The organism is Mesorhizobium sp. M7A.F.Ca.ET.027.02.1.1 (genome assembly GCF_004022985.1).
Taxonomy (GTDB): domain Bacteria; phylum Pseudomonadota; class Alphaproteobacteria; order Rhizobiales; family Rhizobiaceae; genus Mesorhizobium.
The window spans coordinates 1-26,486 of sequence record NZ_RZOL01000039.1 but is presented as its reverse complement, the minus strand read 5'-3'; the positions used below and the strand labels follow the sequence as shown (position 1 = coordinate 26,486).

Sequence of the window (26,486 nt, the reverse complement as noted above, 5' to 3'; positions counted from 1 at the left end):
GCCAATTCCTGCTCTATTCGGTGTTCGCCGCCTGCGCAAGCTCGCCCCAGACTTCCGACAACGCGCCCAACGCGCCGGCGGCGAACACCGAATAGAGCAGGAATTGGCCGAGCGTACCGGGCGATATCGAGCCTTCGAGCACGTCGCGCGAGCCAAACCACAGCACCGCCACGACGGACGAGAAGATGGTGAAAATGGCGAAGAAGGTAAGGAAGGAGCGCGCGAAGATCGAGGAGCGTGCCGCCTCGAAAGCAGCTTCCACCGCGGCCGAGAAATGCCCGGTGACCAGCTTCTCATTGGTAAAGGCCTGCAGCGTGCGCACCGCGCCTATCTGCTCGCTGGCATAGGCGGTGGCATCGGCCAGCGTATCCTGCGCCTGGCGTGATTTGCGCCGCACCGAACGGCCGAAAGCGACCAGCGGCAGGACGATCACGGGTATCGCTGCAATGACCAGGCCCGACAGTTTCGGACTGGTGATGACCATCATCCCCACCGCGCCGAGACCAAGGATGACATTGCGCAGCGCCACCGAGGCCGTCGCTCCGACCGCCGACTTGACCTGTGTCGTGTCGGCGGCAAGCCGCGACACGATCTCGCCGGACTGGGCGGTGTCGAAGAAGGCAGGCGACAGCGTCGTCACATGGGCGAACACATCGCGCCTGATATCGGCGACGACGCGCTCGCCCAGCGTGATGACGAAATAGTAGCGGCCGGCCGACGCCGCCGCCAGCACGGCGGCCATCGCCACCAGGGCGGCGAAATATTCGGCAATGAAGGTGGTGCTGGACGACGAAAAACCATGATCGATCATGCGCCGCACCGCCAGCGGCAGCGCCAGCGTGGTTGCCGCGGCGATGACCAGCGAGATGATGGCGCCGACGACCAGTGTGCGATAGTGCGTGATGTAGGGGAACAGGCGCCGGAGCGGCTTGAGCGAACGCCGGCGCTCGTCTGCGCTGGTGATTTGCGCCATCCCGATGTTTCCTCCAGCCGCCCTTGGGGTCTGCGCCTCAATATGCGCTTGCCGCGGCCTTGTGATTCAATTCCGGCTGATGTATAGGCTCGCCGACCGTTTTAGAAGCCGTGGCTCCTCAATAGCTGCGGCTTCGAGTTTTAAAAAGGGGCGCATCGACGCAGGCTTATGCCCGTCGGCAGCGCCGGCAAGCCAGGAACCGCACCCATGAAGACCGACATCCATCCCGATTACCACACCATCAAGGTCGTCATGACCGACGGCACCGAATACACGACCCGTTCGACCTGGGGCAAGGAAGGCGATACGATGAACCTCGATATCGACCCGACCACCCATCCGGCCTGGACCGGCGGCCAGCAGACCCTGCTCGACCGCGGCGGCCGCCTGTCGAAGTTCAAGAAGCGTTTCGAAGGTTTCGGCATCTAAGCTCGACGACCTTTACGCAGATCGAAAACCCGCCCTTGTGGCGGGTTTTTGTTGACCACGGGCAGCCTTGGTGGAACGCAATGGTTCTCGGAGGGCAAGATGTTTATTCTCGACGACGATCGATGTTCCAGCCTTAAAGGCGGATACAAGGTGGCCTACGATCCTCGACCGGCCTTGCGAACACTGGCCCTTCGCTATGATGACAAAACGGTCTGGGACGAGCTTTGGAATGAGTTGCATCATCAGGGGGATGTTGGAGACGCGTCTTACGCAGCGGTCGTTGAAATCGTTCGCATCTCCGAAGGTCACGTTCCGGCTTATTGGGGTGCCTATGGTCTGGCCGCAACCATCGAAGAAGCGCGCCTACTCGACGACCGGAACCCGAAGATTGGTGCTTGGATCGAACCGCATTACAGGGCAGCGTGGCGAACGCTTCTGCATTTGGCATTGCGGGATCTGGCAACTTCCACCGATGACGAGACGGTGAACTGCGCATTGTCCGTCGTCGCGCTTTGTCGCGGCCGGTTCAATCTCGGCCGCATGGCGATGTGCACAGAAGATGAACGCGGCGAAATGCTGAAGGACTATTTTGGCCGCTAGTGCACTGTCCTACTCGGCCAGCAATTCTCGCAACGCCATGCGCTTATACGCGGCGACCAGCCTGTCGCCCTCCAGCCGATCGACCGAGATCGCCAGCCGCATGGCGGCTTCGCCCATTTGCCAGATCAGGAACGCCGTCGTTTCCAGCGCCACCGGATCGGCTGCCGGCCGCAGCCGTTTCAGCACCGCGGTCAGAAACTCGGCATTGGCCCGGCTGTCGGCGAGTTCGAGCTGGCGCAGCGCCTTGTCGGCTTGCGTGCCCGACCAGATGTCGCGCATCACCGGTTCGGCCAGGAACAGCCGGTAATAGATGTCGACCAACTCTGAAAACGCGGACTGCAGGCATTCGGCGTCCCTGACACCAGCCAGTGCTGCCGAAATGCAGGACTGGCTTTCGGCGGTGTAGCGCTCGGCCAGCGCCCAGATGATCGCCCGCTTGTCCGGAAAGAACTGGTAGAGCGACCCGATCGACACCCCTGCCCGTTCCGCCACCTCCCCCATGCGCATGGCGTCGCTGCCTTGCTCGGCGATCAGCGCTGAGGCGGCAGTCAGCATGCGCTCGACCCGCTCGCGGCTGCGCTGCTGGCTGGGCGCCCGGCGCGGCGAAGCAATCTGCTCCCGCGGGGAAACCGGCGCGGCCGTGTCTTCCATGACTGACTCCAATGCCAGCAAAATCGCTTGACTCGCAAAATACGAGGGTTTATCACATTTTGCAAACGTGAGTATTATTCATATTTTAAACAGAGGAAACGGTTATGACTGACCCGACAACCAAACCAATTCTGATCCTCGGCGGCACCGGCAAGACCGGCCGCCGTCTCGCCGAGCGGCTGACGGCGCACGACCTGCCGGTGCGGATCGGCTCGCGCTCCGGTACACCGCGCTTCGACTGGGAAGTCCCAGCGACCTGGGGACCGGCAATGCAAGGCGTCAGCGCCGTCTACATCAGCTACTATCCCGACATCGCCGTGCCGGGCGCCGCTGAAACCGTCGACGCCTTCGCCAGGCTCGCGGTGCAAAACGGTGTCACCCGACTGGTGCTGCTGTCGGGGCGCGGCGAAACGGAAGCCCAGCGCGCCGAAGAGATGCTGAAGGCCTCGGGCGCCGACTGGACCATCCTGCGCTGCGCTTGGTTCTCGCAGAACTTCAGCGAAGGCTTCTTCACCGGGTCCCTGGCTGAAGGCGAAGTGGCGTTGCCGATCGGCAATGTCGGCGAGCCCTTTGTCGATGCCGACGACATCGCCGACGCCGCCTTTGCCGTGCTGACGGAGCCAGGCCATGTCGGCCAGCTCTATGAGTTGACCGGGCCGCGGCTGCTGAGCTTCGCAGACGCGGTCGCCGAGATTGCCAAGGCGGCCGGACGCGACATCCGCTTTGTCAGGATCTCGCATGACGAATTCACTGCCGCTGTCGCGTCGCAGGACCTACCACCCGAATTCGGTTGGCTGCTCAATGAGCTGTTCACCCAGGTGCTCGACGGCCGCAACGAGTCGCTCACCGACGGCGTCCAGCGCGTGCTTGGTCGCCAGCCAAGAGACTTCTCCGCCTACGCAACGCAAACCACCGCAACCGGCATCTGGAGCAACTGACATGATCGCGAAGCTTCTCCCCACCCTCATCCTCATCGCCGCAATCGGCACAGGCGTCGTCGGTGGCGTCTTCTTTGCTTTCTCCAGCTTCGTCATGCCGGGCCTCGCCCGCCTGCCAGCCGCAAGCGGCATTGCCGCGATGAATTCCATCAACGTCACAGCGGTGACGCCGCTGTTCATGACGGCGCTGTTCGGCACGGCGCTCGTCTGCATTGTTGTCGCCATCGGTGCGGCGATCGGCTGGAGCCAGCCGGGCTCGCTCTGGCTGATTGCCGGCAGCCTGCTCTATCTCATCGGCATCGTGGTGGTGACGATGATCTTCAACGTCCCGCTGAACGATGCGCTCGCCGCCGTCAATCCGGCAAGCGGCAACGGTGCAACCGTGTGGTCGCGCTACCTCAATGAATGGGTGATGTGGAATCATGTCCGCACCATCAGCGGCATAGCCGCGCTGGCATCTTTCTGGTTCGCCGCGCGTTGACGACGATGGATGGAGCGACCGATGAAGGACTACGCAAATATGGCCTTCGGCATGGCCATCGGAGTTGGTGTCGGTGCCGCGATCGGCACCGCTCTGGATGATCTGCCGATGGGCGTTGCCGTGGGTATTGCGATTGGCGCCGCCGTCGGTGCGTGGCGACGCAAGTGACGGCAGCGCTCGCGACCCCTATGCCTTTGTCTTCCGATCGGAATGGCCGAGGTCGCGGTCCGGATCAATGACATCGCGGACCAGTTGCTTCAGTTTGGCCGCGTCCGGAAAGCCGCCGTCGCGCTTGCGATCCCAGACAAGCACGTCATTGCAGGAAATGGTGAAGATGCCGCCGGTGCCGGGCACCAGCGTCACTTCGCCAAGGTCCGTGCCGAAGGTCAACAGCAGCTCCTGCGCCATCCAGCCGGCGCGCAGCAGCCACTGACACTGCGTGCAATAGGTGATGCGGATGACCGGCAACGGCTTTTCGCTCGTGGCGGGTATAGCTCCGCTCATTTCGGACTGAGCTTCGCTCATGCCGCGCTGAGCTTGGCCATGGTCTCGTCGTCGACTTCGAAGTTGGCGTAGACGCTCTGCACGTCGTCGTCATCCTCGAGCGTGGCGACCAGCTTCATCAGCGACTGTGCCCGCTCCTCGTCGACCGGAACGTTGTTTTGCGGCCGCCAGATCGGCTTGACCGATTCAGCCTCGCCGAGTGCGCCTTCCAGCGCCTTCGACACTTCGCCCATGTTCTCAAAGCCGCAATAGATGGTGTGGCCTTCCTCGTCGGATTCGACATCGTCGGCGCCGGCTTCGATCGCCGCATCCATGATCTTGTCGGCGCTGCCGGCCGATGCCGGATAGTAGATCTCGCCGGCACGGTCCCACATGAACGACACCGAGCCCGTTTCGCCCATCGCGCCGCCGGCCTTGGTGAAGGCGGCGCGCACATTGGATGCCGAACGGTTGCGGTTGTCGGTCAGCGCCTCGACAATGACGGCGACGCCGCCCGGGCCATAGCCCTCGTAGCGCACGGCTTCGTAGTTCTCGGCATCGCCCATCGAGGCCTTGTTGACGGCGCGCTGGATGTTGTCCTTCGGCATCGACACCGCCTTGGCGTTCTGGATCGCCAGGCGCAAGCGCGGGTTCATCGACGGATCGGGCGTCCCGCTCTTGGCGGCGACGGTGATTTCGCGCGCCAGCTTGGAAAACATTTTAGACCGCACCGCATCCTGGCGGCCCTTGCGGTGCATGATGTTCTTGAACTGTGAATGGCCAGCCATGGCACCCCTGTCGTCTTCTCGGCTAGAGCATCCCGAAGCGAAGTGATCTGACCTCGTCTGCCGCAATGCCCGAATTCAAATTTCAGAGCGTCCCAGGTGCAACTCGTGGAAGCACGGCGTTCTCTGTCGGAATGGCCCGGCTTATAGATAAATCGGCTCAATTCGTCCAGCCGCACCACGCATGGGACCCGCCGACATGACCTGCTGCGGCCGCTCACGCCTCGAGGTCCGACTTCAGCCGGTCGATGATGCTGAGGGCATGCCCGGCATACTGGCTGATCCAGCGGTCGTGGATCTGCTTGATCGGCAGCGCGTTGAGATGGTTCCAGCGCTCGCGGCCGTCGCGCCGCGCAACGATCAGGTCGGCGTCCTCCAACACCTTGAGATGCAGCATCACGGTGCAGCGATCGATGTCGGGAAAGGCCTCGCACAGCATGCCGGTCGTCTTCGGCGTGTCCTTCAGCTGATCCAGCATTTCACGCCGGCGCGGATGCGCCAGCGCCTTGAAAACATTGTCGTCTTGCGATTGGCTTGACATGTTATGTTTCTATAACATATTGTTGGGCCGATCAAGGGAAGGAGTTGTGGATATGTCACTTGGATTCAGTGTCTCCGGACGCATCGGCAAGCCGGTCGCCGACGTCTTCGACGCGGTCGTCAATCCGAAGAAACTGAGCGGCTACTTCACCACGATCGGCGGCGCCAGCGCCCCGCTGGAAGCTGGCGCCGGCGTCGTCTGGTGGGGCAAGGTGCCGGTCGAGGTCGACGAAGTGGTCAAGGACAGCCGCATCGTGCTGCGCTGGGATGCCACCGACGCTGACGGCAAGCCGGCCTACAAGACCCGCATCGAGATGAATTTCGAGCCGCTCGACGATGGCGGCACCTTCGTCACCATCGCCGAGAGCGGTTGGCAGGAAGGCGCGGTCGGCCTGAAGAAGTCCTACCTCAATTGCGAGGGCTGGTCGCAGATGCTGGCCTGCATGAAGGCCTATGTCGAATACGGCATCAATTTGCGCGACGGCTACTACCGCAGCGAGATGAAGGGCGAACCCGCCAACGAGACTAATGTTTGAGCGACCCGATATCCGAGCAACAGAAGGAAGATGGAGACCTTGCGATGACGAAAGTATCGCCATTCCTGATGTTCGAGGGCAAGGCCGAAGAGGCAATGACCCTCTATTGCGAGACCATTCCCGGCAGCAGCGTGCTTGACGTCACGAATTACGGCCCCGGCGAAGACGGCCCGCAAGGAACGGTCAAGCTGGCGCGGGTGTCGATCGCTGGGCTGGAAGTCATGGTCTTCAATAGCCCCGTGCACCACGCCTTCACGTTCACGCCATCGGTCTCGCTCTATGTGGACTGTTCCTCAGAAGAAGAGCTGAACCGAATTGTCGGGACGCTGGGCAAGGACGGCGCGTTCCTGATGCCACCGGACAATTACGGCTTCAGCCGCCGTTTCGCATGGCTCAACGACAGGTTCGGGGTCTCCTGGCAGATAAATCTCGCATGACCAGCCTGAGCAAAGGCGACAACAGCCGAACACGACAACGGAGCCAGCTATGACCACGAAAATCACCGGCGGCATCAACATCGCCATGAAGGTACCGCCGCACCAATATGAGGCGACGATCGCCTTCTACCGCGACGTCGTCGGCCTGAAGCCGTTCACAGACAAAGCACCGGCCATTGGCTTCGAGCTTGGCCCCAACCGCCTGTGGATCGATGAGGCGCCGATGATGAGCCAGGCCGAGGTGTGGCTGGAGCTGTTCACCAAGGATTTCCCCATGGCTGCGGATCATTTCGCCAAGGCCGGTGTTGTGCGTTGCGACGCCATTGAGCCCTTGGGCGAGGGCTTCCGCGGCGGCTGGATCACCAACCCTGCCAACATTATTCACATGCTGCGCGAACCGGACGCCTGGTGAGCGCCGAACCCCGAAAGGAGCATCCGATGGACATCCGCGAAAAGCCAACCGCCGAAGCCGGCATGCTGATCCGGCGGCCTGTCGCCCATGTGTTCGAGGCCATCGTCGATCCGGCCATAACCACGAAATTCTGGTTCACCCATGGCAGCGGCCGGCTGGACAGCGGCAAGCAAGTCCTCTGGGAGTGGCGCATGTACGGTGTCTCGACGACCGTCGACGTCAGCGAGATCGTCGCGAATGAAAAGATCGTCATGCAATGGAGCGATCCGCCGACCGCGGTGGTCTGGACCTTCACCGAAATGCCCGACGAGACGACCTTTCTCGAGGTTCGCAATTTTGGCTTCGCCGGGGATGGCGACGAGCAGGTGAAAGAGGCCGTCGGCTCAACCGGCGGCTTCACGCTGGTGCTGGCCGGCGCCAAGGCGTGGCTGGAACAGGGCCTGACGCTCGGCCTGATCGGCGACCGTCACCCGAAGGGCGTGCCAGGACATTAGGTATTCAGGGTCTGCCTCAATGCCCGCCGCCCGACTTCTTACGTCGCCGCGCCAGCATGTTGAGCCCCTCGACCAATGCCGAAAAGCCCATCGCCGCATAGATGTAGCCCTTGGGCACATGGTAGCCCATGCCGTCTGCGATCAGCGTCATGCCGATCATCAGAAGGAAGCCCAGCGCCAGCATGACGATGCTCGGGTTCTTGGCGATGAAGTTGGCCAGCGGCCCGGCCGCCAGCATCATCACGGTGACCGCGACGATCACGGCGATGTACATGATGGCGATCTCGTCGGTCATGCCGACGGCGGTGATGATCGAATCGATCGAGAAGACCAGGTCGAGCAGCAGGATCTGGAAGATCGCGCCGGCAAGGCTGATCTGCAGCGTCTCGCCCATCATCGTATCCTTGTGGTCGTCGGGATCGACGGTGTGATGGATCTCCTTGGTCGCCTTCCAGACCAGGAACAGGCCGCCGGCGATCAGGATCAGGTCGCGCCAGGAAAAACCGTGACCGAAGGCCGTGAACACCGGCGTGGTCAGCTGGACGATGATCGAAATGGTGGCCAGCAGCACCAGCCGCATGATCAGGGCCGCCGAGATGCCGAGCCGGCGGGCACGGGCCCGTTGTGCTTCCGGCAGCTTGTTGGTCAGGATCGAGATGAAGATCAGATTGTCGATGCCGAGCACGACCTCGAGCACAATCAGCGTCAGCAGCGCGACCCAGGCCGTCGGGTCGGAAACAAATTGAAAATGCGGCGCCAGGAATTCGATGAGCTGCATGGAGGTCGTCCCCTCTTTTAACGATCTAGAGCAGTGTCGCCGGCAGTTAGGTACTAAGCGTGCCTATATCAATGTCACGACCAGAAGGACGGTGCGGTTTCCTCCAGCCGTGGCCCGCGACGAAACGGCGCAATCCGCTCGGTCAGCCCTGTGCGGTCTGAAATATCGACGCCGACGCCGCACAAAGTCGCCGGTCCGGTCGCCGCCTCGAAGCGGCCTTTCGGCACCTTCGACAGGAACCGGTTGAGCGGCTCCTCCTTGTCCATGCCGAGCGAGGAATCATAGTCGCCGCACATGCCGGCGTCGGACATATAGCCGGTACCGCCGTTGAGGATCTGGTGATCACCCGTCGGCTGGTGGGTGTGGGTGCCGATGACGAGGCTGGCGCGGCCGTCGACGAAATGCGCGAAGCACATCTTTTCCGAGGTCGCCTCGGCGTGGAAGTCGATAATCACGGCATCCGCCTGCTCGCCGAGCGGACAGGCGGCAAGCTCGCGTTCGCCGGCCTGGAACGGATCGTCGAGCTCGGGATGCATGAACACCCGGCCCATGATGTTGGCGACCAGCACGCGCGCGCCGCTCCTGGCGATATAGACACCGGAGCCGCGCCCGGGCGTGCCCTTGGGAAAGTTGGAGGGACGCAGGAAGCGCTCTTCGCGCGGCGCGAAGGCGAGCGCGTCGCGCTGGTCCCAGACATGATTGCCGGTGGTGACGACATCGGCACCGGCCGCGATCGTCTCGCGAAAGATCTCTTCGGTGATGCCGAAGCCGCCGGCGGCGTTCTCGCCGTTGACGATGACGAAATCGAGTTTGAAGTCGGAGATCAGTCCGGGCAGCTGTTCCCACACCGCCGTGCGTCCTGTCTTTCCAACCATGTCACCGAGGAAGAGAAGTCTCATATGATCCCGCACCGAAGGTCAGCGAAAGCTGCATGACGCCAGTGAAGATCATGCGTCCCTTGTACTTATCTACAATTTTGGCGCGAAGCGGCGCAACCCGCTCTCGGTGAGTATTTCCGCAATGACGACGTCATGTTCCTCATCCGGCACCATTGCCACCTCCTGGCAGTCGAAGGCGATGCCGACCAGCCGCGGCGGCCGGCCCCTGTCGATCAGCTTGGCGATGGCGCGGTCGTAATAGCCGGCACCGTAGCCGATGCGATGGCCGCGCGCATCGAAAGCGGCGAGCGGCACCAGCATCAGCGAGGGGTCGAGCACCTCGGCTTCCTCGTGGGGGCCGACCGTGCCGAAACCCATCTCGACCATCGGCGCGCCGCGCACCAGTTCGCGAAAGACGATCGTGGTCTTGTCGAGAATGGCCGGCAGGCAAAGCCGTGCGCCCTTTTCGCGCAAGGCAAACATCAGCGGCCGAACGTCGACTTCCGAACGCATCGGCCAAAAGCCGGAAACGATCTGGCCCGGCTCGACGTGGAGATGATCGCGCGCCGTCTCCGCCATTTCAAGCGCGACCTCCACCCGCCAGAACTCATCGAGCGCGTTGCGGCGTCCGAGGGCCTCACGGCGAAGCTGCTTTTTCAGGTCTTTGAGAGAGGTCATTCAGCCAGGGTAGAAAAGGTCAGATCTGGATGGAGTTTTGGGAGCGACGTTTTCCACCGCAATCATCCACCGAAATGCGGGACGCGTGGCAGTAAGTGACGATCCACACAACCGGTGGAGAGAGCGATCCCGGGAACCTACAAAGTAGGTGGGCGCCGTGTGAGAAAACCCACGGGTCTTCCCAGGGACAGCTCCCTAAGGATCGTTAAGGCCCCGGGGAAAATGTTCTCCTGCCGGGAAGCACAGACCGTCCCGCCCAATATAGGCTGCCGGCCGGCTAAGCGCCAGTGAGACGGGCATATGTTTCCATCAGGGTTCAAGCCCATTCGCCGCGGCCGGCGCACCCTTGCACAGGGTGAGCCGCGTCCTTACGGTTGCCATGACCAACCGAGGAGCAAGAATGCGTTTCGAAGGCACGGCGGCCTATGTCGCCGACAAGGATCTGATGGTGGCCGTCAACGCGGCGATCGCGCTGGAGCGGCCCTTGCTGGTCAAGGGCGAGCCAGGCACTGGCAAGACGGAACTCGCCCGCCAGGTGGCTGCTGCACTCGGCGTCGACCTCATCGAATGGCACGTCAAGTCGACGACGCGGGCGCAGCAGGGCCTGTACGAATATGATGCCGTCTCGCGGCTGCGCGACAGCCAGCTTGGCGACGAGCGCTTCAACGACATCAGGAACTACATCAAACGCGGCAAGCTCTGGGAGGCGTTCGCCGCCGGCAGGAAGATCGTGCTTTTGATCGACGAGATCGACAAGGCCGACATCGAATTCCCCAACGACCTCCTGCAGGAACTCGATCGGATGGAGTTCTTCGTCTACGAGACCGGCGAAACCATCCGCGCCGCCGTCAGGCCGATCGTCATCATCACCTCCAACAACGAGAAGGAGTTGCCGGACGCGTTCCTGCGCCGCTGCTTCTTCCACTACATCCGCTTTCCCGACGTCGACACGCTGCACCGAATCGTCGATGTCCACTATCCCGGCATCAAGCAGAACCTGGTGCGCGCGGCGCTGACCCAGTTCTACGAAATCCGCGACGTGCCCGGCCTGAAGAAGAAGCCGTCGACTTCCGAGGCGCTCGACTGGATAAGGCTGCTGGTCGCCGACGACATCGCGCCGGAAGATCTGCGCGCCGATCCGAAGAACGCCCTGCCCAAGTTGCATGGCGCATTGCTGAAGAACGAGCAGGACGTGCATTTGTTCGAGCGGCTGGCGTTCATGGCACGAAGGCAGCAATAGGTCAGCAGCAGCGCTTTCCCTCCTGTGGACCGTTGCCCGCAGCCGAACAGGCAGGCAGCCTCGGCCAAACCTTCAGAGGAGATGACATGTCTGAGATTATCGTCCGCCCGCTCGCGCAGTCCGACCACGCCGATTGGCGGCGGCTGTGGACCGACTACCTCACCTTCTATGAGACGAAGCTGCCGGAAGAGGTCTATGCCGTCACCTGGAAGCGGCTGTTCACCGAAGGTGAGTTCGAGCCGAAAGGCTTCATCGCCACGCTGGACGGTAAGGCGGTTGGGCTCACCCACTATCTCTACCACCGCTCCGGCTGGTCGGAAAAAAACAATTGCTATCTGCAGGACCTGTTCGCCGACCCTGACGTGCGCGGCAAGGGCATCGGCGCTGCGCTGATCGAGGCGGTGAGACAGGAAGCCGACAAAGTCGGCGTCAAGAACGTCTACTGGATGACGCACGAAACCAACACCACCGCGCGCAAACTCTACGACCATGTCGCGCGCCGCACCGGCTTCATCGAGTATGATCTGCTGTAGATAGACAATGTTCATCCCCTTCTTCCTCGAACTGAAGGCTGCGCGTGTTCCCGTTTCGCTGCGGGAATATCTGTCGCTGCTCGAAGGGCTGGAAGCCGGGCTGGTCGACTATGATGTCGAAGGTTTTTATTACCTCGCCCGTGCGGCGCTGGTGAAGGACGAACGCCATATCGACCGCTTCGACCAGGTGTTCGCGCATGTCTTCAAGGGCATCGAAGCACTGGGCGGGCTGGATGCCGTCGATGTCGCCAACATCCCCGAGGAATGGTTGCGCCGCCTCGCCGAAAAGCACCTGAGCGACGAAGAGAAAAAACTGGTCGAGGCGCTGGGCGGTTTCGAGAAACTGATGGAGACATTGAAACAGCGGCTGCAGGAGCAAAAAGGCCGCCACCAGGGCGGCTCGAAATGGATCGGCACCGGCGGCACCTCGCCGTTCGGCGCCTATGGCTATAATCCCGAAGGCGTGCGCATCGGCCAGCATGAAAGCCGCAACCGTCGCGCCGTGAAAGTCTGGGACAGGCGTGAGTTCAGGAACTTCGACGATGCCGTCGAGCTCGGCACCCGCAACATCAAGATCGCGCTGAAGCGCTTGCGCCGCTGGGTGCGCGAGGGCGCCGAGGAGGAATTCGACCTGCCCGGCACCATCCACGCCACCGCCGAACATGGCTATCTCGACGTGCAGACGCGGCCCGAACGGCGCAACGCGGTGAAGCTTTTGATGTTCTTCGATGTCGGCGGCTCGATGGACGACCACATCAAGAGCGTCGAGGAGCTGTTCTCGGCCGCCCGCGCCGAATTCCGCCAACTCGAATATTTTTATTTCCACAACTGCCTCTATGAGGGCGTGTGGAAGGACAATCGCCGCAGGCATGCCGAGGTGATTCCGACCTCCGACCTCCTTCACAAATACGGTCCGGACTACAAGGTGATCGTCGTCGGCGACGCCTCGATGAGCCCTTATGAGATCGCTCACCCCGGCGGTTCGGTCGAGCACTGGAATCCGGAGGCAGGCAGCGTCTGGCTCGGCCGTCTGCTGCAGCAATGGCCGAACGCGGTATGGCTGAACCCCGAAGACCCCAGGAACTGGGGCTACACCCATTCGATTGCGATGATCCGCGACATCTTCGGCGGCCGCATGTTCCCGCTGACGCTGGCCGGGCTCGAAGGCGCGACCAAGCAGCTTTCAAGGAAGCATTAGTTGTCAGAGGTGCGGAACCATCACCTCAGAGACCATCAATCGTGAAAGTTGGCGCCGCCCCTCACTGTCCTGCCGGACATCTCTCCCCGTAAACGGGGCGAGAGGGCCTGGCCGCAACGCCGGCGCCTTTCTTGCAACGCTGACAATTGGCGAAATCGCGGACGACAGGGCCCCTCGCCCCGTTTACGGGGAGAGGATGCCGGCAGGCAGGTGAGGGGCGGCGCAGACGCCTGAAGAAGGGGGAATTCAACCTTGGAACGTCAGACACTGGGCAGTCGTGTAACAAATGCCTATCTTGACGCGAATATCCGGTTGCAATCAACAACGAGCCGGCAAGGCTGAGGAGATCACATGGACACCCATACCTACCCTGTAACTCGCACCGACGCCGAATGGCGCGCCCGGCTGACGCCGGAGCAGTATGCCGTCATGCGCGGTCACGGCACCGAACGGCCGGGAAGCTGCGCCTTGCTCTACGAGAAGCGCGCCGGCACCTTTTCCTGCGCCGGCTGCGACCAGCCCTTGTTCGAATCCAAGCTGAAGTTCGAGAGCGGCACCGGCTGGCCGAGCTTCAACGACCCGGTGCGGGGCTCGGTCGAAAACACCGTCGACCGCAGCTACGGCATGGTTCGCACCGAATGCCATTGCGCCCGCTGCGGCAGCCATCTCGGCCATGTCTTCGAGGACGGTCCGCCGCCGACCGGCCTGCGCTATTGCATCAACGGGGTGGCGCTGAAATTCGAGCCTTCGGCCTGAGCCATCCGGGTTCGACACTATGAAAGGGCGGCATCTGTCGCCCTTTTCGTTTAAGTATCCATTGCCCCCTCTGGGCAGACGATCAGACCACGATCATCGCCACCAGCCACAGCGTGGCGCCCAGCGTCATCATCCAGGCCTTGGCCCCGGGAATCTTTTCGGTGGTCCGCCACACCGCCAAGGTCAGGAACAGGCTGTAGGGCACCGACGCGAAATGCACTGCCAGCACAAGCCCGAGCGGCAACTTCAATCCGAGCAGAACGAGCGCCAGCACCGATGCGGCGATGCTGACCGCGGTGCCGACGAGGACAAGGTCGCGCCAGAACAGCCGGTCGAGCGGCACCTGGCCTTGCCAGCGTGAGCGGAAAAAGGAGCCGATACCCTCTGGCAACACCGGATGTCTATCCCTGCCTCAGGACTTCGGTTACCGCGCGCTCGATACGCGAGCATTCGGTCACCAGCCAGTCGGCCATGGCTGGCCAGTTGTCCTCGGCATAGCAGTTCACCCGCCACATCGAATTGATGCCGAGGTCCTCGCAACTCTGTTCCGGCCTGAGCTTCAGCCTGGCTTCGATATCAGGCTGAAACGGCTTCAGCCGCGACCACGCCTGCGTGGCGCCGAACTTCTCGTTGCGACCGAAGAAGACGCCGACCTGGCTCTGCGCCGGCGCGACATACATGGAAAGAACCAAGGCGAAGTCGGGCAGCCCGCGCTGCCAGAACCAGGGTCCGCGCCTCGCCATCGAAGCCGTTTCTTCCGGATGCCGCTCGGCGAACAGCGTCCAGAAGCCGCGCTGGCGGAATTCAGAGGCGCGGCGGGCGCCGAAGTCGAATTCGCTCATGGCTCAAACCGTATCTCCGGCAACCGCGTCGGTGCCGGGGCCGGCTAGTCTTACACCATGCCGAGTGCGGCCTTGTACAGATCGAGGATGGTTTCCTCTTCCTGACGCTCGGCCTGGTCCTTCTTGCGCAGCCGGATGATCGTGCGCATCGCCTTGGTGTCGAAGCCGGTGCCCTTGGCCTCGGCGAACACTTCCTTGATATCGTCGGAAATGGTTTTCTTCTCTTCCTCGAGCCGCTCTATGCGCTCGATGAAGGCACGCAGCTGGCCGGCGGCAACAGTCTGGCTGGTATCGGTGATATCGTCGGCCATATTTTTCTCCAAAAGCATCGGCTCCGCGACTCGCGGACGACTGCGGCAAAATTTGAGCCGGTTCGATGCCCGACCGGCGGCGGCGGGTCAAGCCGTTATCGACCAAGCCGCGCGGGCTGCCGCCAGAAGCCGACAACCAGTCCGTTTTGCGAACTCTAATTGAAAGCGATCAGCAGATCCTTGGCATCGATCTGGTCGCCTGCCTTGACCAGCACCTCGGCGACCGTGCCGTCGCGCTCGGCATGCAGCGCCGTCTCCATCTTCATCGCTTCGATGGAAAGCAGCACGTCACCGGCCTTCACAGCCTGGCCGGCAGCCACCGAAAGCGCCGAGACGACGCCCGGCATCGGTGCGCCGACATGCGCCTCGTTGCCGGGTTCGGCCTTGCGGCGGGCCTTGGCGGCGGACGCGCCATGCGCCCGGTCGGGCACCTTGACACGACGCGGCTGGCCGTTGAGCTCGAAGAACACGGTGACCATGCCCTTCTCGTCGACATCGCCGATGGCCAGGCAGCGCACCACCAGCGTCTTGCCCTTCTCGATGTCGACGAAGATCTCGTCTTCCGGCTTCATGCCGTAGAAATAGGTCGGCGTCGGCAGGACGCTGACCGGCCCATAGGTTTCCTGCGCGCCGGCGAAATCCGTGAACACCTTCGGATACATCAGCCACGAGGCGAATTCGAACTCCGACAGCTTGCGCTCGAGCTTTTCCTCGATTTCCTTGCGGTTGGCCTTGAGGTCGGCTGGCTTGAGCAGCGAACCGGGCCGCACCGTGATCGGCTTGTCGCCCTTCAGCGCCTTCCTCTGCAGCGCCGTCGGCCACCCGCCTGGCGACTGGCCAAGATCGCCGCGCAGCATCGAGACGACCGAGTCCGGAAAGGCGATATCCTTGTCCGGGTTTTCGACATCGGCAACGGTCAGGTCCTGACTGACCATCATCAATGCCATGTCGCCGACGACCTTGGAGGACGGCGTCACCTTGACGATGTCGCCGAACATCAGATTGACGTCGTGATAGGTCTGCGCCACCTCGTGCCAGCGCGTCTCCAGTCCGAGCGAGCGCGCCTGTTCCTTCAGATTGGTGAACTGCCCGCCCGGCATCTCGTGCAGATAGACTTCCGAAGCCGGCCCCTTGAGGTCGCTTTCGAAGGCGGCGTACTGGTTGCGCACCGCTTCCCAGTAGAACGAGATCTTCCTGATCCATTGCGGGTCGAGACCGGGGTCGCGTTCTGTGCCCTTCAGCGCCTCGACGAGCGAGCCAAGGCATGGCTGCGAGGTGTTGCCGGAGAAAGCATCCATCGCCGCGTCTATGGCGTCGACGCCGCTTTCCACCGCCGCCAGCACCGTCGCCGCCGACAGGCCCGACGTGTCGTGGGTGTGGAAATGGATCGGCAGGTCGGTCGCCTCGCGCAGCTCCTTGAACAGCACGCGTGCCGCCGCCGGCTTCAACAGTCCGGCCATGTCCTTGACCGCGATGATGTGGGCGCCGGCCGCCTGCAATTCCTTGGCCAGGCCGACATAGTATTTGAGGTCGTATTTCGCCCGCGCCGGATCGAGGATGTCGCCGGTATAGCAGATCGCCGCTTCGATCAGCTTGCCCTCGGCGCCGACCGCATCCATGGCGACGCGCATGTTGTCGACCCAGTTCAGGCAATCGAAGACCCGGAACAGGTCGATGCCACCGCTTGCTGCCTGCTTGACGAAATGCTGCACGACATTGTCGGGATAGTTGGTGTAGCCGACGCCATTGGCGCCGCGCAGCAGCATCTGCAACAGCAGATTGGGCGCCGCCTCGCGCACCAGCGACAGCCGCTCCCACGGATCCTCGGTGAGGAAGCGCATGGCGACGTCGAAGGTGGCGCCACCCCAGCATTCCAGCGATAGAAGCTGCGGCAAGGCACGCGCATAGGTACCGGCGATGCCGGCAATGTCATGCGTTCGCACACGGGTGGCGAGCAACGACTGGTGGCCATCGCGCATCGTCGTGTCGGTGACCAGCACTTGCCTCTGATCGCGCATCCAGGCGGCGAACTTCTCCGGCCCGAGCACATCCAGCTTCTGCTTGCTGCCGCCGGGCACATTGCCGTTGAGGTAAGGCACCACGGGTGCGGCCGCATCGGCCTTCGGCTGCGGCCGGCCGCGCGTCTCGGGATGGCCGTTGACGCTGACGTCGGCGAGATAGTTGATGAGCTTGGTGGCGCGGTCCTGGCGCTTGACCTGCTGGAACAGTTCCGGCGTCGTGTCGATGAACTTGGTCGTGTAGGAATTGTCGGCGAAGCTCGGATGGTTGATGATCGCTTCGAGGAAGGTCAGGTTGGTGGCGACGCCGCGGATGCGGAACTCGCGCAGCGCCCGGTTCATGCGGGCGATGGTCTCGGCCGGCGTCGGCGCCCACGCCGTCACCTTCTCCAGCAGCGGATCGTAGAAGCGGGTGATGACAGCGCCCGAATAGGCGGTGCCGCCATCGAGGCGGATGCCGAAGCCTGTTGCGCCGCGATAGGCGGTGATGCGGCCGTAATCGGGGATGAAATTGTGTTCGGGATCTTCCGTGGTGATGCGGCACTGCAGCGCGTGGCCGTTCAGCCTTATGTCCTTCTGCGCCGGCACGCCTGATTCCGGTGTGCCGATGGCAAAGCCGTCGAGGATGTGGATCTGCGCCTTGACGATGTCGATGCCGGTCACCTGCTCGGTGACGGTGTGCTCGACCTGGATGCGCGGATTGACCTCGATGAAATAGAATTTGCCGGTGTCGGCATCCTGCAGGAACTCGACCGTGCCGGCGCCGATGTAACTGGTCTCGCGGGCGATCTTCAGCGCATGGCCGCAAAGCTCCTCGCGCTGCGACATTTCGAGATAGGGCGCCGGCGCTCGCTCGACGACCTTCTGGTTGCGGCGCTGGATCGAACAGTCGCGCTCGAACAGGTGCACCGCATTGCCGTGGGTGTCGCCCAGCACCTGCACCTCGACATGGCGGGCGCGTTCGATCAGCTTTTCAAGATAGACCTCGTCCTTGCCGAAGGCGGCTTTCGCCTCGCGCTTGCCCTCGGTGACTTCACGGGCAAGGTCGGCTTCGGCGCGGATGGCGCGCATGCCGCGGCCGCCGCCGCCCCATGACGCCTTCAGCATCACCGGATAGCCGATTCCCTTGGCCAGTTTCTTGACCGCCTCCATGTCATCCGGCAACGGATCGGTGGCGGGGATCACCGGCACCCCGACCTCGATGGCGAGATTGCGCGCGGCGACCTTGTTGCCGAGCCGCCGCATTGTGTCCGGCTTCGGCCCGATGAAGGTAATGCCGGCTTCGGCACAGGCGTCGGCGAATTCGGGACTTTCCGACAACAATCCGTAGCCGGGATGAATAGCATCGGCACCCGACAGCCTGGCGACGCGGATCACCTCCTCGATCGACAGATAGCTTTCGATCGGCCCCATGTCCCGGGTCAGATGCGGCCCGCGTCCGACCTGGTAGCTCTCGTCGGCCTTGAAGCGATGCAGGGAGTATTTGTCTTCCTCGGCCCAGATCGCCACGGTTTTGAGGCCGAGTTCGTTGGCCGCGCGAAAAACGCGAATGGCGATTTCGGACCGGTTGGCGACGAGGATCTTCGTGATGGCCAAGGACTGGGCTCCAGCAACGGAAAGGAAGAGAAATCGGCGCAATGATTAGCGTGAAAATGCTGCAGTGCAAACAAAATTGACGTGCGTTTAAACCGATTGAAATGGAATCATTGCGCCAGAAGCCCTTCGCATTCATCCGAACAGCAAGAAAAGCGCCGGCTTTGCAGTTAGCGCACGATCATTCACCGGCTAAGGACCCGGCTCTGTCGGCCGCCCCCTGAACGTGATGGGAAAAGAAAATGCCCGGCGCGAGGCGCCGGGCATCCGTAAACGGTCTGGAGACTGACGCTTACATCTTCTGGATGTAGGTGTACTTGCCGTCGTCGCCCTTCTTCCATTCGTACATGACGTAGCCGGGCAGCGTCGGGTCGCCCTTGGCGTCATAGGACAGGTCGCCGAGCACGGTCTTGAACGGGCCGTTTTCATGCAGCGCCTTGGCAACTGCCTGCGGGTCGTTCGACTTGGCAACGGTCGCTGCTTCGGCAAGCGCCTGCACGGCAGCGTAGGCGTAGAGCGTATAGGCTTCCGGCTCGAAACCCTGCGCACGGAACTTCTCGACGAGTTCCTTGTTGGCAGGGATCAGGCGCGGATCCGGGCCGAACGTGTTGAGCGTCCCCGCAACCGCGTCGCCCGCGATCGAAGCCAGCTCGTTCGACACGATGCCGTCGCCGGAAATCAGCGTCGCCTTGAGGCCCTGGTCGGCCGCCTGGCGGATGATCAGGCCGGCTTCGGTATGCAGGCCGCCCCAATAGATGATGGAAACGCCGGCTTCCTTCATCTTGGCGATCAGCGCCGAGAAGTCCTTGTCGCCGACATTGATGCCTTCGTACATGACTTCCGTCACGCCGGCGGCGTTCATCGCCTTCTTGGTTTCGTCGGCAAGGCCCTGGCCGTAGGTGGTCTTGTCGTGCACGACGGCGATCTTGGCGTCCTTGAAGTTTGCGGCGAGATAAGCGCCGGCGATGCTACCCTGCTGGTCATCGCGCCCGCAGGTGCGGAACACGTTCCACAAGCCGCGCTCGGTGAGCTGCGGGTTGGTGGCAGCCGGGGTGATCTCGACGATGTTGTTTTCCGCATAGACTTCCGACGCCGGGATCGAGACGCCCGAGTTGAAGTGGCCGACCACGAACTTGACGCCGTCGCCGACGAACTTGTTGGCAACCGAGATGCCCTGCTTCGGATCGGAGACATCGTCGCCGACTTCGAGCTTGATCTGCTCGCCGTTGATGCCGCCCTTGGCATTGATGTCGGCGACAGCCGCTTCCGCACCCTTCTGAAGCTGTGCGCCGAAGGCGGCATTCGGACCGGTGATCGGGCCGGCAACGCCGAACATTACATCGGCCCACGCGTTGCCGCCGAACGCGACAAGCGCGGTCAGGGCTACGGCGGACAAAAGTGACTTTTTCATTTAAACGCTCCCATTTACGGAGTGGGCGTGGATGAAGCTTTCATGCGATGCCCACCCTTATCGCAGAAAGCATAGTTTGCCGATTTTCAGGCACTTGTCACGCCGATTCAATTCCGAGGCGGCGTTAATGATGAACGTCAACCTTTCGGTTTCCAGCTCAAGATTGAAGCTCTTTCGTAGAGCCAATTATACTGTGTCACCATCTGGTTGGTGCGCGTGTATTGATAGCCGACGAAGCCGAGGATCATCAGCACGATGGTGTCGACGACATAATAGTGCAGCGAGAACATGGTGCCGCCGAACAGCGCGTGATGGATGAAGCGGATCGCGATGCCGAGGCCCAGCATATAGGCGAACAGCTGGATGAAGCTGCGCCACGTCTGAGCACTGGCCTTGCCCGTCATCCACGCCGCCCAGCCGCCGAGCAGACAGGTGACGAAGAAGAACTGCCAGATCGAGGGTTCCTCGTAAAGAATGCCCTGCATGGTGAAGTCTCCTTAGCATGACCCCGAAAAGTTGCGGACTTTCCGGACAAAGATCATGCGACAAACAAACAATCTGGAGCGGAATGGCGGATGCACGCATTCCGCTCCGAACTCAGTGGTGTCCGCCTTCGAGATAGGCGGCGCGCACTTCCGGATTGGCGAGCAGCTCCTTGCCGGTGCCGCTCATCGTCACATTGCCGTTGACCATGACGTAGCCGCGCGTGGCGAGCTTCAGCGCGCCGAAGGCGTTCTGCTCGACCAGGAACACGGTCAGCCCCTGGGTGCGGTTCAGTTCGCGGATGGCGTCGAAGATCTGCTTGACGATCAGTGGCGCGAGACCCAGCGACGGCTCGTCGAGCAAAAGCAGCTTCGGCCGTGCCATCAGCGCGCGTCCGATCGACAGCATCTGCTGCTCACCGCCCGACAGCGTGCCGCCGCGCTGGGTGATGCGCTCTTTCAACCGCGGGAACAGCGTGAACACCTTCTCGACGTCCTCGTCATAGTGCTTGAGGTTGTCGAGGCTGGCGCCCATCTGCAGGTTTTCCATCACCGTCATGCGCGGAAAGATCCGCCGGCCCTCGGGCGACTGGGCAATGCGCATGCGCGCGATCTCGTGCGTCGGCATCTGGGTGATGTCGGTGCCGGCAAAGGTGATGGTGCCGGCGCGAGCGCGCGGCGCGCCGAAAATAGTCATCATCAGCGTCGACTTGCCGGCGCCGTTGGCACCGATCAGCGCCACGATCTCACCTTCCTTCACAGTGACATCGACGCCGTTCAGCGCCCGGATGTTGCCGTAATAGGTCTGCACGCCCTTGATATCGAGCAGCGTTGTCGCGGCCATCATTTACGCCCTCCGCGCGGCTTGGCTGTGGGAGGTTTCGCGGCCGGCTTGGCCTTCACCCGCTCGGACGGCTTTCTGGGCGCGGCATTGGCTCTTGCGTCGACTTGACCCGCCTTTGATGCGCCCTTGGCGACCGTAACCCGCTCACCTGAACTGTGGCCCACCGTGTCGGTCACCGGCCCGGCGAGATAGGACGACGATGTCCCCGGACCATGTGCGTAATCCGGCCCGGTATCGAGCTGTTCGATCACATCTTCGTCGCCGACTTCGGTAAGAACCGCCTCGACTTCCTCGTCGTCGACGCCGAGATAGGCGGCGATGACGCGCGGATCCGTGCGCACCGATTGCGGACTGCCGTCGGAGATCTTGCGGCCGTACTCCAGCACCACGACATGATCGGAGATTTGCATAACGACGGACATGTCATGCTCGATCAGCAGGATCGACGTGCCCGCGGTGTTCTTGATGTCGATCAGCAACTCGTTGAGCGCCGCCGATTCCTTCGGATTGAGGCCGGCCGCCGGTTCGTCGAGGCACAGAAGCTCGGGTCCCGTGCACATGGCGCGAGCGATCTCGAGGCGGCGCTGCGCGCCATAGGGCAGGTCGCCGGCCGGGTCGTCGGCACGGTCGACAAGATCGGCCTTTTCCAGCCAATGCTTGGCGAGTTCCACCGATTCGGCCGAGGCCTTGCGATAGCCGCTGAAGCCGAACAGGCCGAGGACCGTGTAGCCCGATGCCTTCATCAGTTTGTTGTGCTGGGCGACCAGCAGGTTCTCCAGCAGGGTCATGCCGGAGAACAGGCGGATGTTCTGGAAGGTGCGCGCCACCTTGGCGCGCGCCGGGATCTCATGGTTGGGCAGCCGCTCGAGCAGGAAGGTCGAACCATCGTTCCGGTTGAGCGTGATCATGCCTTCCGACGGCTTGTAAAAGCCGGTGATGCAGTTGAACACCGTGGTCTTGCCGGCGCCGTTGGGGCCGATCAGCGCGGTGATCTCGCCGCGCTTGGCGGCGAAAGACAGATCGCCGATGGCCACAAGGCCACCGAACTTCATCGACAGATGATCGACCTGCAGGATAGCGTCGTTCACGCCGGAATTGGCCTTCTGAACAGGGTTCGCATTCATCAGCCGTGTCCTTCCTTGGTGAAGGAGCTTGAGACAGCCTTTCGCTCCTTGAGGAAGGCGGTTGGTTCACGACTGCCGACGAAGCCGCGCGGCTTCCACAGCATGACGATGACCATGGCCATGCCGAACAGAAGCATGCGGTAGAGTTCCGGTGTGAAGTCCGGCCCGAAGACCTGCTTGAGGAAGTCGAGTTCGCGCAATGCCTCGGTGCCGCCGATCATCACCATTGCGGCGACCGCGATGCCGACCAGCGAACCCATGCCGCCGAGAACGACGATGGCCAGGATGATGGCCGATTCCAGGAAGACGAAGGATTCCGGGCTGACGAAGCCCTGCCGTGCAGCGAAGAACGCGCCGGCGAAGCCGCCGAACATCGCACCCGTGGCGAAGGCTGTGAGCTTCGTGGTGGTGGTGTTGATGCCGAGCGAGCGGCAGGCGATCTCGTCCTCCCGCAACGCTTCCCAGGCACGGCCGACCGGCATGCGCCGCAGCCGGATGGTGACGAAGGCTGTCAGCAGCGCCAACGCCAGGATCAGGTAATAGAGGAAGATCTTGTAGTAGGCGCTCGATGTCGCCAGATGCAGCACCTTGGCGATATAATTGGGGTCCGACACGTTGAAGGTCATCAGGCCGAAGAAGGTGACCTTCGGGATGCCGGAAATACCGGCCGAACCGTTGGTGACCTCGCGCCAGTTGATCAGCACCAGGCGGATGATCTCACCGAAAGCCAAGGTGACGATCGCCAGATAGTCGCCGCGCAGGCGCAGCACCGGGAAGCCGAGCAGCACGCCCCAGAAGGCGGCCATGGCGCCGGCGGCCGGCAAAAGGATCCAGAACGACAGGCCGTACTGCGTGCCGAGCAGCGCATAGGCATAGGCGCCGACCGCGTAGAAGGCGACATAACCGAGGTCGAGCAGGCCGGCGAGGCCGACGACGATGTTCAGGCCCCAGGCCAGCATCACATAGATCAGGATCTGGATGCCGAAATTGTCGACCCATTTCAGCGAGCCTTGCAGCCCGCCGACGAACGACCAGGACATCAGCGACAGGATCGCCACCACCAGGATCGGATAGAGGATCAGCGCGGCAATGCCGAGTTTGGTGAAGTTGGCATGGATGAAGCCCCGGAAATAATAGATCACGCAGGCCAGCACATAGATGACCGCCAAGGCGCGCAGGAATTGCAGATAGCCCGCCGGCTCCGCTCCCACCCATCCGACGAGAGAACTGTTGACCGCAAACAACACCACCGCCGCGACCAAGGCCACGATGAAGGCCGGCAATTGGAAGAAGCGTGACGCCACGCTGGCCGGCAGCAGACCGGTGGCGACGTCGGTGATCTTCTGGTTGGCCAGGAAGGGCTGGCCATAAGCGACATAGAGGAAGCGCCCGATGGCCGTGGCGATCACCACGGCGGCAAGCAGGCCCCAGCGCGTCGTCAGGACCAATTCATTGGAAATGTTCTGGCCGGTCTTCAGGCCGATGAACAGCACGAACAGGCCAAACGATATGGCAGCGGCATAAAGTGACTCGCGCAACGCGCGCTGCATAGGCGTGGCGACGGTGTCGCGCTCCGGAGATACGGTGACGGCCATGGTCTCAGACCTTTTCGACTTCTGGCCGGCCCAATATGCCGGAAGGCAGGAAGATCAGCACGATGGCCAGGATCGAGAACGCCGCGACGTCCTTGTAGTCGATCGAGAAATATGCCGACCACATGCTCTCGATGAAGCCGATCATCAGCCCGCCGACCACCGCGCCCGGCAGCGAACCGATGCCGCCCAGCACCGCCGCCGTGAAGGCTTTCACGCCCGGCGTAAAGCCATCAGAGAAGGCAATGACGCCGTAATACATCAGGAACAAAGTGCCGGCGACCGCAGCAAGGGCCGCACCCATGATGAAGGTGATCGAGATGGTGCGGTCGACATCGATGCCGAGCAGCGCCGCCATCTTGCGGTCCTGCTCACAGGCCCGTTGCGCTCGCCCGAGCGAGGTCTTGTTGACCAGATACCAGAACAGCGCCAGCAGCAGCGCCGTGACGACGACGATGATGATCTGCTTCAGCGACACGCTGATGCCGTTGAAGTTGTAAACCTGGCTGACCATCGGCGGGATCGGCTTGTTGCGGGGACCCTGCGTCACCTGGACGAAGTTCGACAGCGCGATCGACATGCCGATGGCAGTGATCAGCGGGGCCAGTCGGAACGAACCGCGCAGCGGCCGGTAGGCGACTTTTTCGATTGTCCAGTTGTAGAGGCTGGTGAGCAGCATCGCCACGATCATCATGATCAGCAGCGCCAGCACAACCGGCACGGAATAGAACAGCGCGCCAAGGGCGAGGAAGACGATCAGAGCCGTGAAGGCACCCACCATGAAGATGTCGCCATGGGCGAAATTGATCATGCCGATGATGCCGTAGACCATCGTATAGCCGATCGCGATCAGCCCATAGATCGATCCCAGCGTCAGCCCGTTGATAAGCTGCTGGACAAAGTACTGCATGTGTACATGGCTCCCCTGGAATGTCGCCCATGCAGACGCATTCCTTTTCGTATTTCCCCTAGTCGTAAAGTTTCGAGCCCGGATTGCAACGTCATTTTTCAATCGTGATGCGTGTTTTCGAAGCACGCTGTCCGATTGCCCGTTTTCCACCATCCGGCCCCTGGACTATCGCGGACCCTACCATTGGCATAACGCAATGTCTTTGACGATTCGACCGCATCATGCGCTCCGTTTCGAAGAAATCGCCGTCAAAATTAGGTGATGAAAGGAATCCTTGCGTTTTTGGCATGATCCATTTTTCAAGCCCTCGCTTTCCGCAGGGTCAGGATTCCCATCACTTGACAACAAATCCATGCGCGAACGGGTCGCGGTCCTCGATGAAGATGGTGTTCAGTCCGGTCATCCGCGCCCAGCCGCCGATAGAGGGAATGATGGCCGGTTTGCCGGCCACGGTGACGTCTTTTTCGACCTTGCCCTTGAACAGCGAACCGATGATCGATTCATGGACGAAGCTGTCGCCGGCCTTGAGTTTGCCCTTGGCATGAAGCTGCGCCATGCGCGCCGAGGTGCCGGTGCCGCAGGGCGAGCGGTCGATCGCCTTGTCGCCGTAGAACACGGCATTGCGGGCATCCGCCCCATCCACCGTCGGAGCACCGGTCCACAGCATGTGCGACAGCCGGTTGATGCCCGGGTTCTCGGGATGGACGAAGGAATATTTCTCGTTGAGCCGCTGGCGCACCACCGGGCTCCAGGCGATGAAGTCGCCCGCCGAATAATCGGCCATGTCGCGATAGTTCTTCTGTGGTTCGACGATGGCGTAGAAGTTGCCGCCATAGGCGACATCGACGGTGATTTCGCCGAGCCCAGGGCATTCGACTGTCAGCCCCTCGGCATGGAGGAAGGACGGCACATTGGTGATGCGCACCTCCTCGACATAATCGCCGACCTGTTTGTATTCGGCGATGACAAGGCCGGCCGGCGTGTCGAGCCGAAGCACGCCCGGCGTCTTCGGCTTGATCAGACCGTGCTCGATCGCCATCGTCACCGTACCGATGGTGCCGTGGCCGCACATCGGCAGGCAGCCGGAGGTTTCGATGAACAGGATGGCGATATCGCAATCCTCGCGCGTCGGCGGGTAGAGGATCGAACCGGACATCACGTCGTGGCCGCGCGGCTCGAACATCAGGCCGGTGCGGATCCAGTCATACTCGGCCAGAAAATGCGCACGCCGCTCCATCATCGTCGCGCCCTGCAGCAGCGGGCCGCCGCCAGCGACCAGCCGCACCGGATTGCCGCAGGTGTGGCCGTCTATGCAGAAGAAGGATTTCTTGGCCATGACGCTCCTCGAAAATTAAAACCCGAAAATATCAAAATCGTCGCGGACTGAAGGGGGCCAGTTCGATCGGTGGAGTCTGCCCCAGGACAAGATCCCTGATCAACCGTCCGGTGGCCGCCGCCTGGGTCAGGCCGAGATGGCCATGGCCGAAGGCATAGACCACCGGCCGCTTTCCCGGCGCGCCGCCGATGACTGGCACTGAA

30 protein-coding genes, 1 other RNA gene and 3 pseudogenes are annotated in these 26,486 nt (G+C 62.2%); 13 read left to right on the top strand and 21 right to left on the bottom strand.

Translation table 11 applies throughout. The features are described from left to right. Window positions 1–25: 25 nt before the first annotated feature. A pseudogene (locus tag EN749_RS07265) lies at window positions 26–973 on the bottom strand (ABC transporter transmembrane domain-containing protein); the annotation flags it as partial. A gap of 207 nt (window positions 974–1,180) precedes the next feature. Here EN749_RS07265 and rpmE point away from each other — a divergent pair. After that, window positions 1,181–1,402 carry a 50S ribosomal protein L31 gene (gene rpmE, locus EN749_RS07260; RefSeq protein WP_013529118.1) on the top strand — a complete coding sequence of 74 codons (222 nt, stop codon included), beginning with the start codon at window positions 1,181–1,183 and terminating at the stop codon, window positions 1,400–1,402. A gap of 51 nt (window positions 1,403–1,453) precedes the next feature. Beyond that, complete coding sequence (locus EN749_RS07255) at window positions 1,454–2,002, top strand: hypothetical protein (RefSeq protein ID WP_245491293.1); 549 nt, start codon at window positions 1,454–1,456, stop codon at window positions 2,000–2,002. A 9-nt stretch (window positions 2,003–2,011) separates the two neighbouring features. Here the strand turns inward: EN749_RS07255 and EN749_RS07250 are convergent, their stop codons facing one another. Next, window positions 2,012–2,653 (bottom strand): TetR/AcrR family transcriptional regulator, encoded by a 642-nt coding sequence (locus tag EN749_RS07250; RefSeq protein ID WP_128362840.1) that lies wholly within the window; start codon window positions 2,651–2,653, stop codon window positions 2,012–2,014. A gap of 104 nt (window positions 2,654–2,757) precedes the next feature. Between EN749_RS07250 and EN749_RS07245 the strand changes: the two genes are divergently transcribed. The 3 genes from EN749_RS07245 to EN749_RS07235 are packed head-to-tail and all read left to right on the top strand — an operon-like array spanning window position 2,758 to window position 4,240. Beyond that, window positions 2,758–3,591 carry an NAD(P)H-binding protein gene (locus tag EN749_RS07245; RefSeq protein ID WP_128362839.1) on the top strand — a complete coding sequence of 278 codons (834 nt, stop codon included), beginning with the start codon at window positions 2,758–2,760 and terminating at the stop codon, window positions 3,589–3,591. 1 nt (window position 3,592) lies between these two features. Then, a complete protein-coding gene (locus tag EN749_RS07240; RefSeq protein WP_127809004.1) occupies window positions 3,593–4,072 on the top strand; it encodes an anthrone oxygenase family protein in 480 nt (159 codons plus the stop codon). 21 nt (window positions 4,073–4,093) lie between these two features. After that, a complete protein-coding gene (locus EN749_RS07235; protein ID WP_127398423.1) occupies window positions 4,094–4,240 on the top strand; it encodes a hypothetical protein in 147 nt (48 codons plus the stop codon). A gap of 18 nt (window positions 4,241–4,258) precedes the next feature. Here the strand turns inward: EN749_RS07235 and EN749_RS07230 are convergent, their stop codons facing one another. The 3 genes from EN749_RS07230 to EN749_RS07220 all read right to left on the bottom strand — a co-directional run bounded on the left by EN749_RS07230 (window position 4,259) and on the right by EN749_RS07220 (window position 5,881). Next, on the bottom strand, window positions 4,259–4,597 hold the full coding sequence (locus EN749_RS07230; RefSeq protein WP_127398421.1) for a SelT/SelW/SelH family protein: 339 nt from the start codon (window positions 4,595–4,597) through the stop codon (window positions 4,259–4,261). Then, the gene (locus EN749_RS07225; RefSeq protein ID WP_023811824.1) at window positions 4,594–5,343 is read right to left on the bottom strand and encodes a YebC/PmpR family DNA-binding transcriptional regulator; all 750 of its coding nucleotides are present in this window, start codon (window positions 5,341–5,343) and stop codon (window positions 4,594–4,596) included. Before EN749_RS07225 ends, EN749_RS07230 begins: the two co-directional genes overlap by 4 nt. Window positions 5,344–5,557: 214 nt before the next feature. Further along, window positions 5,558–5,881, bottom strand: a complete 324-nt coding sequence (locus tag EN749_RS07220; RefSeq protein ID WP_127809002.1) for a helix-turn-helix domain-containing protein — start codon at window positions 5,879–5,881, stop codon at window positions 5,558–5,560. A 52-nt stretch (window positions 5,882–5,933) separates the two neighbouring features. Between EN749_RS07220 and EN749_RS07215 the strand changes: the two genes are divergently transcribed. From EN749_RS07215 to EN749_RS07200, 4 genes are read left to right on the top strand one after another with little or no spacing between them, the layout of a single operon-like run. Continuing rightward, the gene (locus tag EN749_RS07215; protein WP_128289474.1) at window positions 5,934–6,416 is read left to right on the top strand and encodes an SRPBCC domain-containing protein; all 483 of its coding nucleotides are present in this window, start codon (window positions 5,934–5,936) and stop codon (window positions 6,414–6,416) included. Window positions 6,417–6,460: 44 nt separating this feature from the next. After that, entirely contained in the window at window positions 6,461–6,853 is a 393-nt protein-coding gene (locus EN749_RS07210) for a VOC family protein (protein WP_127319138.1), read from the top strand. Between the two features lie 49 nt (window positions 6,854–6,902). Then, window positions 6,903–7,265 (top strand): hypothetical protein, encoded by a 363-nt coding sequence (locus EN749_RS07205; protein WP_127269214.1) that lies wholly within the window; start codon window positions 6,903–6,905, stop codon window positions 7,263–7,265. A gap of 26 nt (window positions 7,266–7,291) precedes the next feature. Then, a complete protein-coding gene (locus EN749_RS07200; RefSeq protein WP_127808999.1) occupies window positions 7,292–7,759 on the top strand; it encodes an SRPBCC family protein in 468 nt (155 codons plus the stop codon). A gap of 16 nt (window positions 7,760–7,775) precedes the next feature. Here EN749_RS07200 and EN749_RS07195 read toward each other — a convergent pair whose 3' ends face one another. From EN749_RS07195 to ssrS, 4 genes are all read right to left on the bottom strand, one after another. Next, entirely contained in the window at window positions 7,776–8,537 is a 762-nt protein-coding gene (locus tag EN749_RS07195; RefSeq protein ID WP_127269216.1) for a TerC family protein, read from the bottom strand. Window positions 8,538–8,611: 74 nt separating this feature from the next. Then, complete coding sequence (locus tag EN749_RS07190; RefSeq protein ID WP_127319132.1) at window positions 8,612–9,436, bottom strand: YmdB family metallophosphoesterase; 825 nt, start codon at window positions 9,434–9,436, stop codon at window positions 8,612–8,614. Between the two features lie 69 nt (window positions 9,437–9,505). Beyond that, entirely contained in the window at window positions 9,506–10,093 is a 588-nt protein-coding gene (locus EN749_RS07185; RefSeq protein ID WP_128362838.1) for a 5-formyltetrahydrofolate cyclo-ligase, read from the bottom strand. Window positions 10,094–10,189: 96 nt separating this feature from the next. Further along, a non-coding RNA gene (gene ssrS / locus EN749_RS07180) (6S RNA) lies at window positions 10,190–10,345 on the bottom strand. 148 nt (window positions 10,346–10,493) lie between these two features. On the opposite strand from ssrS, the gene EN749_RS07175 reads away from it, so the two are divergent. The 4 genes from EN749_RS07175 to msrB all read left to right on the top strand — a co-directional run bounded on the left by EN749_RS07175 (window position 10,494) and on the right by msrB (window position 13,820). Next, window positions 10,494–11,333, top strand: a complete 840-nt coding sequence (locus EN749_RS07175) for a MoxR family ATPase (protein ID WP_127808998.1) — start codon at window positions 10,494–10,496, stop codon at window positions 11,331–11,333. Between the two features lie 86 nt (window positions 11,334–11,419). Next, window positions 11,420–11,866, top strand: a complete 447-nt coding sequence (locus EN749_RS07170) for a GNAT family N-acetyltransferase (protein ID WP_127808997.1) — start codon at window positions 11,420–11,422, stop codon at window positions 11,864–11,866. A gap of 7 nt (window positions 11,867–11,873) precedes the next feature. Continuing rightward, the gene (locus EN749_RS07165; protein WP_127808996.1) at window positions 11,874–13,064 is read left to right on the top strand and encodes a VWA domain-containing protein; all 1,191 of its coding nucleotides are present in this window, start codon (window positions 11,874–11,876) and stop codon (window positions 13,062–13,064) included. Between the two features lie 351 nt (window positions 13,065–13,415). Further along, window positions 13,416–13,820, top strand: a complete 405-nt coding sequence (msrB, locus tag EN749_RS07160) for a peptide-methionine (R)-S-oxide reductase MsrB (protein ID WP_128362837.1) — start codon at window positions 13,416–13,418, stop codon at window positions 13,818–13,820. Between the two features lie 82 nt (window positions 13,821–13,902). Here msrB and EN749_RS07155 read toward each other — a convergent pair whose 3' ends face one another. From EN749_RS07155 to EN749_RS38630, 12 genes and pseudogenes are all read right to left on the bottom strand, one after another. Beyond that, entirely contained in the window at window positions 13,903–14,214 is a 312-nt protein-coding gene (locus EN749_RS07155; RefSeq protein WP_127270382.1) for a hypothetical protein, read from the bottom strand. Between the two features lie 7 nt (window positions 14,215–14,221). Next, entirely contained in the window at window positions 14,222–14,662 is a 441-nt protein-coding gene (locus EN749_RS07150) for a hypothetical protein (RefSeq protein ID WP_128362836.1), read from the bottom strand. Window positions 14,663–14,712: 50 nt separating this feature from the next. Then, window positions 14,713–14,973, bottom strand: a complete 261-nt coding sequence (locus EN749_RS07145; RefSeq protein ID WP_013529099.1) for a DUF2312 domain-containing protein — start codon at window positions 14,971–14,973, stop codon at window positions 14,713–14,715. 155 nt (window positions 14,974–15,128) lie between these two features. Further along, window positions 15,129–18,587 carry a pyruvate carboxylase gene (gene pyc, locus EN749_RS07140; RefSeq protein WP_127808995.1) on the bottom strand — a complete coding sequence of 1,153 codons (3,459 nt, stop codon included), beginning with the start codon at window positions 18,585–18,587 and terminating at the stop codon, window positions 15,129–15,131. Between the two features lie 289 nt (window positions 18,588–18,876). Then, complete coding sequence (locus tag EN749_RS07135; RefSeq protein ID WP_127382923.1) at window positions 18,877–19,995, bottom strand: branched-chain amino acid ABC transporter substrate-binding protein; 1,119 nt, start codon at window positions 19,993–19,995, stop codon at window positions 18,877–18,879. Window positions 19,996–20,132: 137 nt separating this feature from the next. Further along, the gene (locus EN749_RS07130; RefSeq protein WP_127320415.1) at window positions 20,133–20,480 is read right to left on the bottom strand and encodes a DUF6867 family protein; all 348 of its coding nucleotides are present in this window, start codon (window positions 20,478–20,480) and stop codon (window positions 20,133–20,135) included. A gap of 112 nt (window positions 20,481–20,592) precedes the next feature. Further along, the gene (locus EN749_RS07125; RefSeq protein WP_127296224.1) at window positions 20,593–21,321 is read right to left on the bottom strand and encodes an ABC transporter ATP-binding protein; all 729 of its coding nucleotides are present in this window, start codon (window positions 21,319–21,321) and stop codon (window positions 20,593–20,595) included. 89 nt (window positions 21,322–21,410) lie between these two features. Then, a pseudogene (locus EN749_RS07120) lies at window positions 21,411–22,445 on the bottom strand (ABC transporter ATP-binding protein); the annotation flags it as partial. Next, a complete protein-coding gene (gene livM / locus EN749_RS07115; RefSeq protein WP_127320417.1) occupies window positions 22,445–24,040 on the bottom strand; it encodes a high-affinity branched-chain amino acid ABC transporter permease LivM in 1,596 nt (531 codons plus the stop codon). The gene livM and the pseudogene EN749_RS07120, both read right to left, overlap by 1 nt. A gap of 4 nt (window positions 24,041–24,044) precedes the next feature. Next, on the bottom strand, window positions 24,045–24,947 hold the full coding sequence (locus tag EN749_RS07110) for a branched-chain amino acid ABC transporter permease LivH (RefSeq protein ID WP_128362835.1): 903 nt from the start codon (window positions 24,945–24,947) through the stop codon (window positions 24,045–24,047). 334 nt (window positions 24,948–25,281) lie between these two features. Then, the gene (locus tag EN749_RS07105) at window positions 25,282–26,283 is read right to left on the bottom strand and encodes a 4-hydroxyproline epimerase (protein ID WP_128362834.1); all 1,002 of its coding nucleotides are present in this window, start codon (window positions 26,281–26,283) and stop codon (window positions 25,282–25,284) included. Window positions 26,284–26,314: 31 nt separating this feature from the next. Next, window positions 26,315–26,486, bottom strand: a pseudogene (locus EN749_RS38630) (FAD-binding oxidoreductase); the annotation flags it as partial.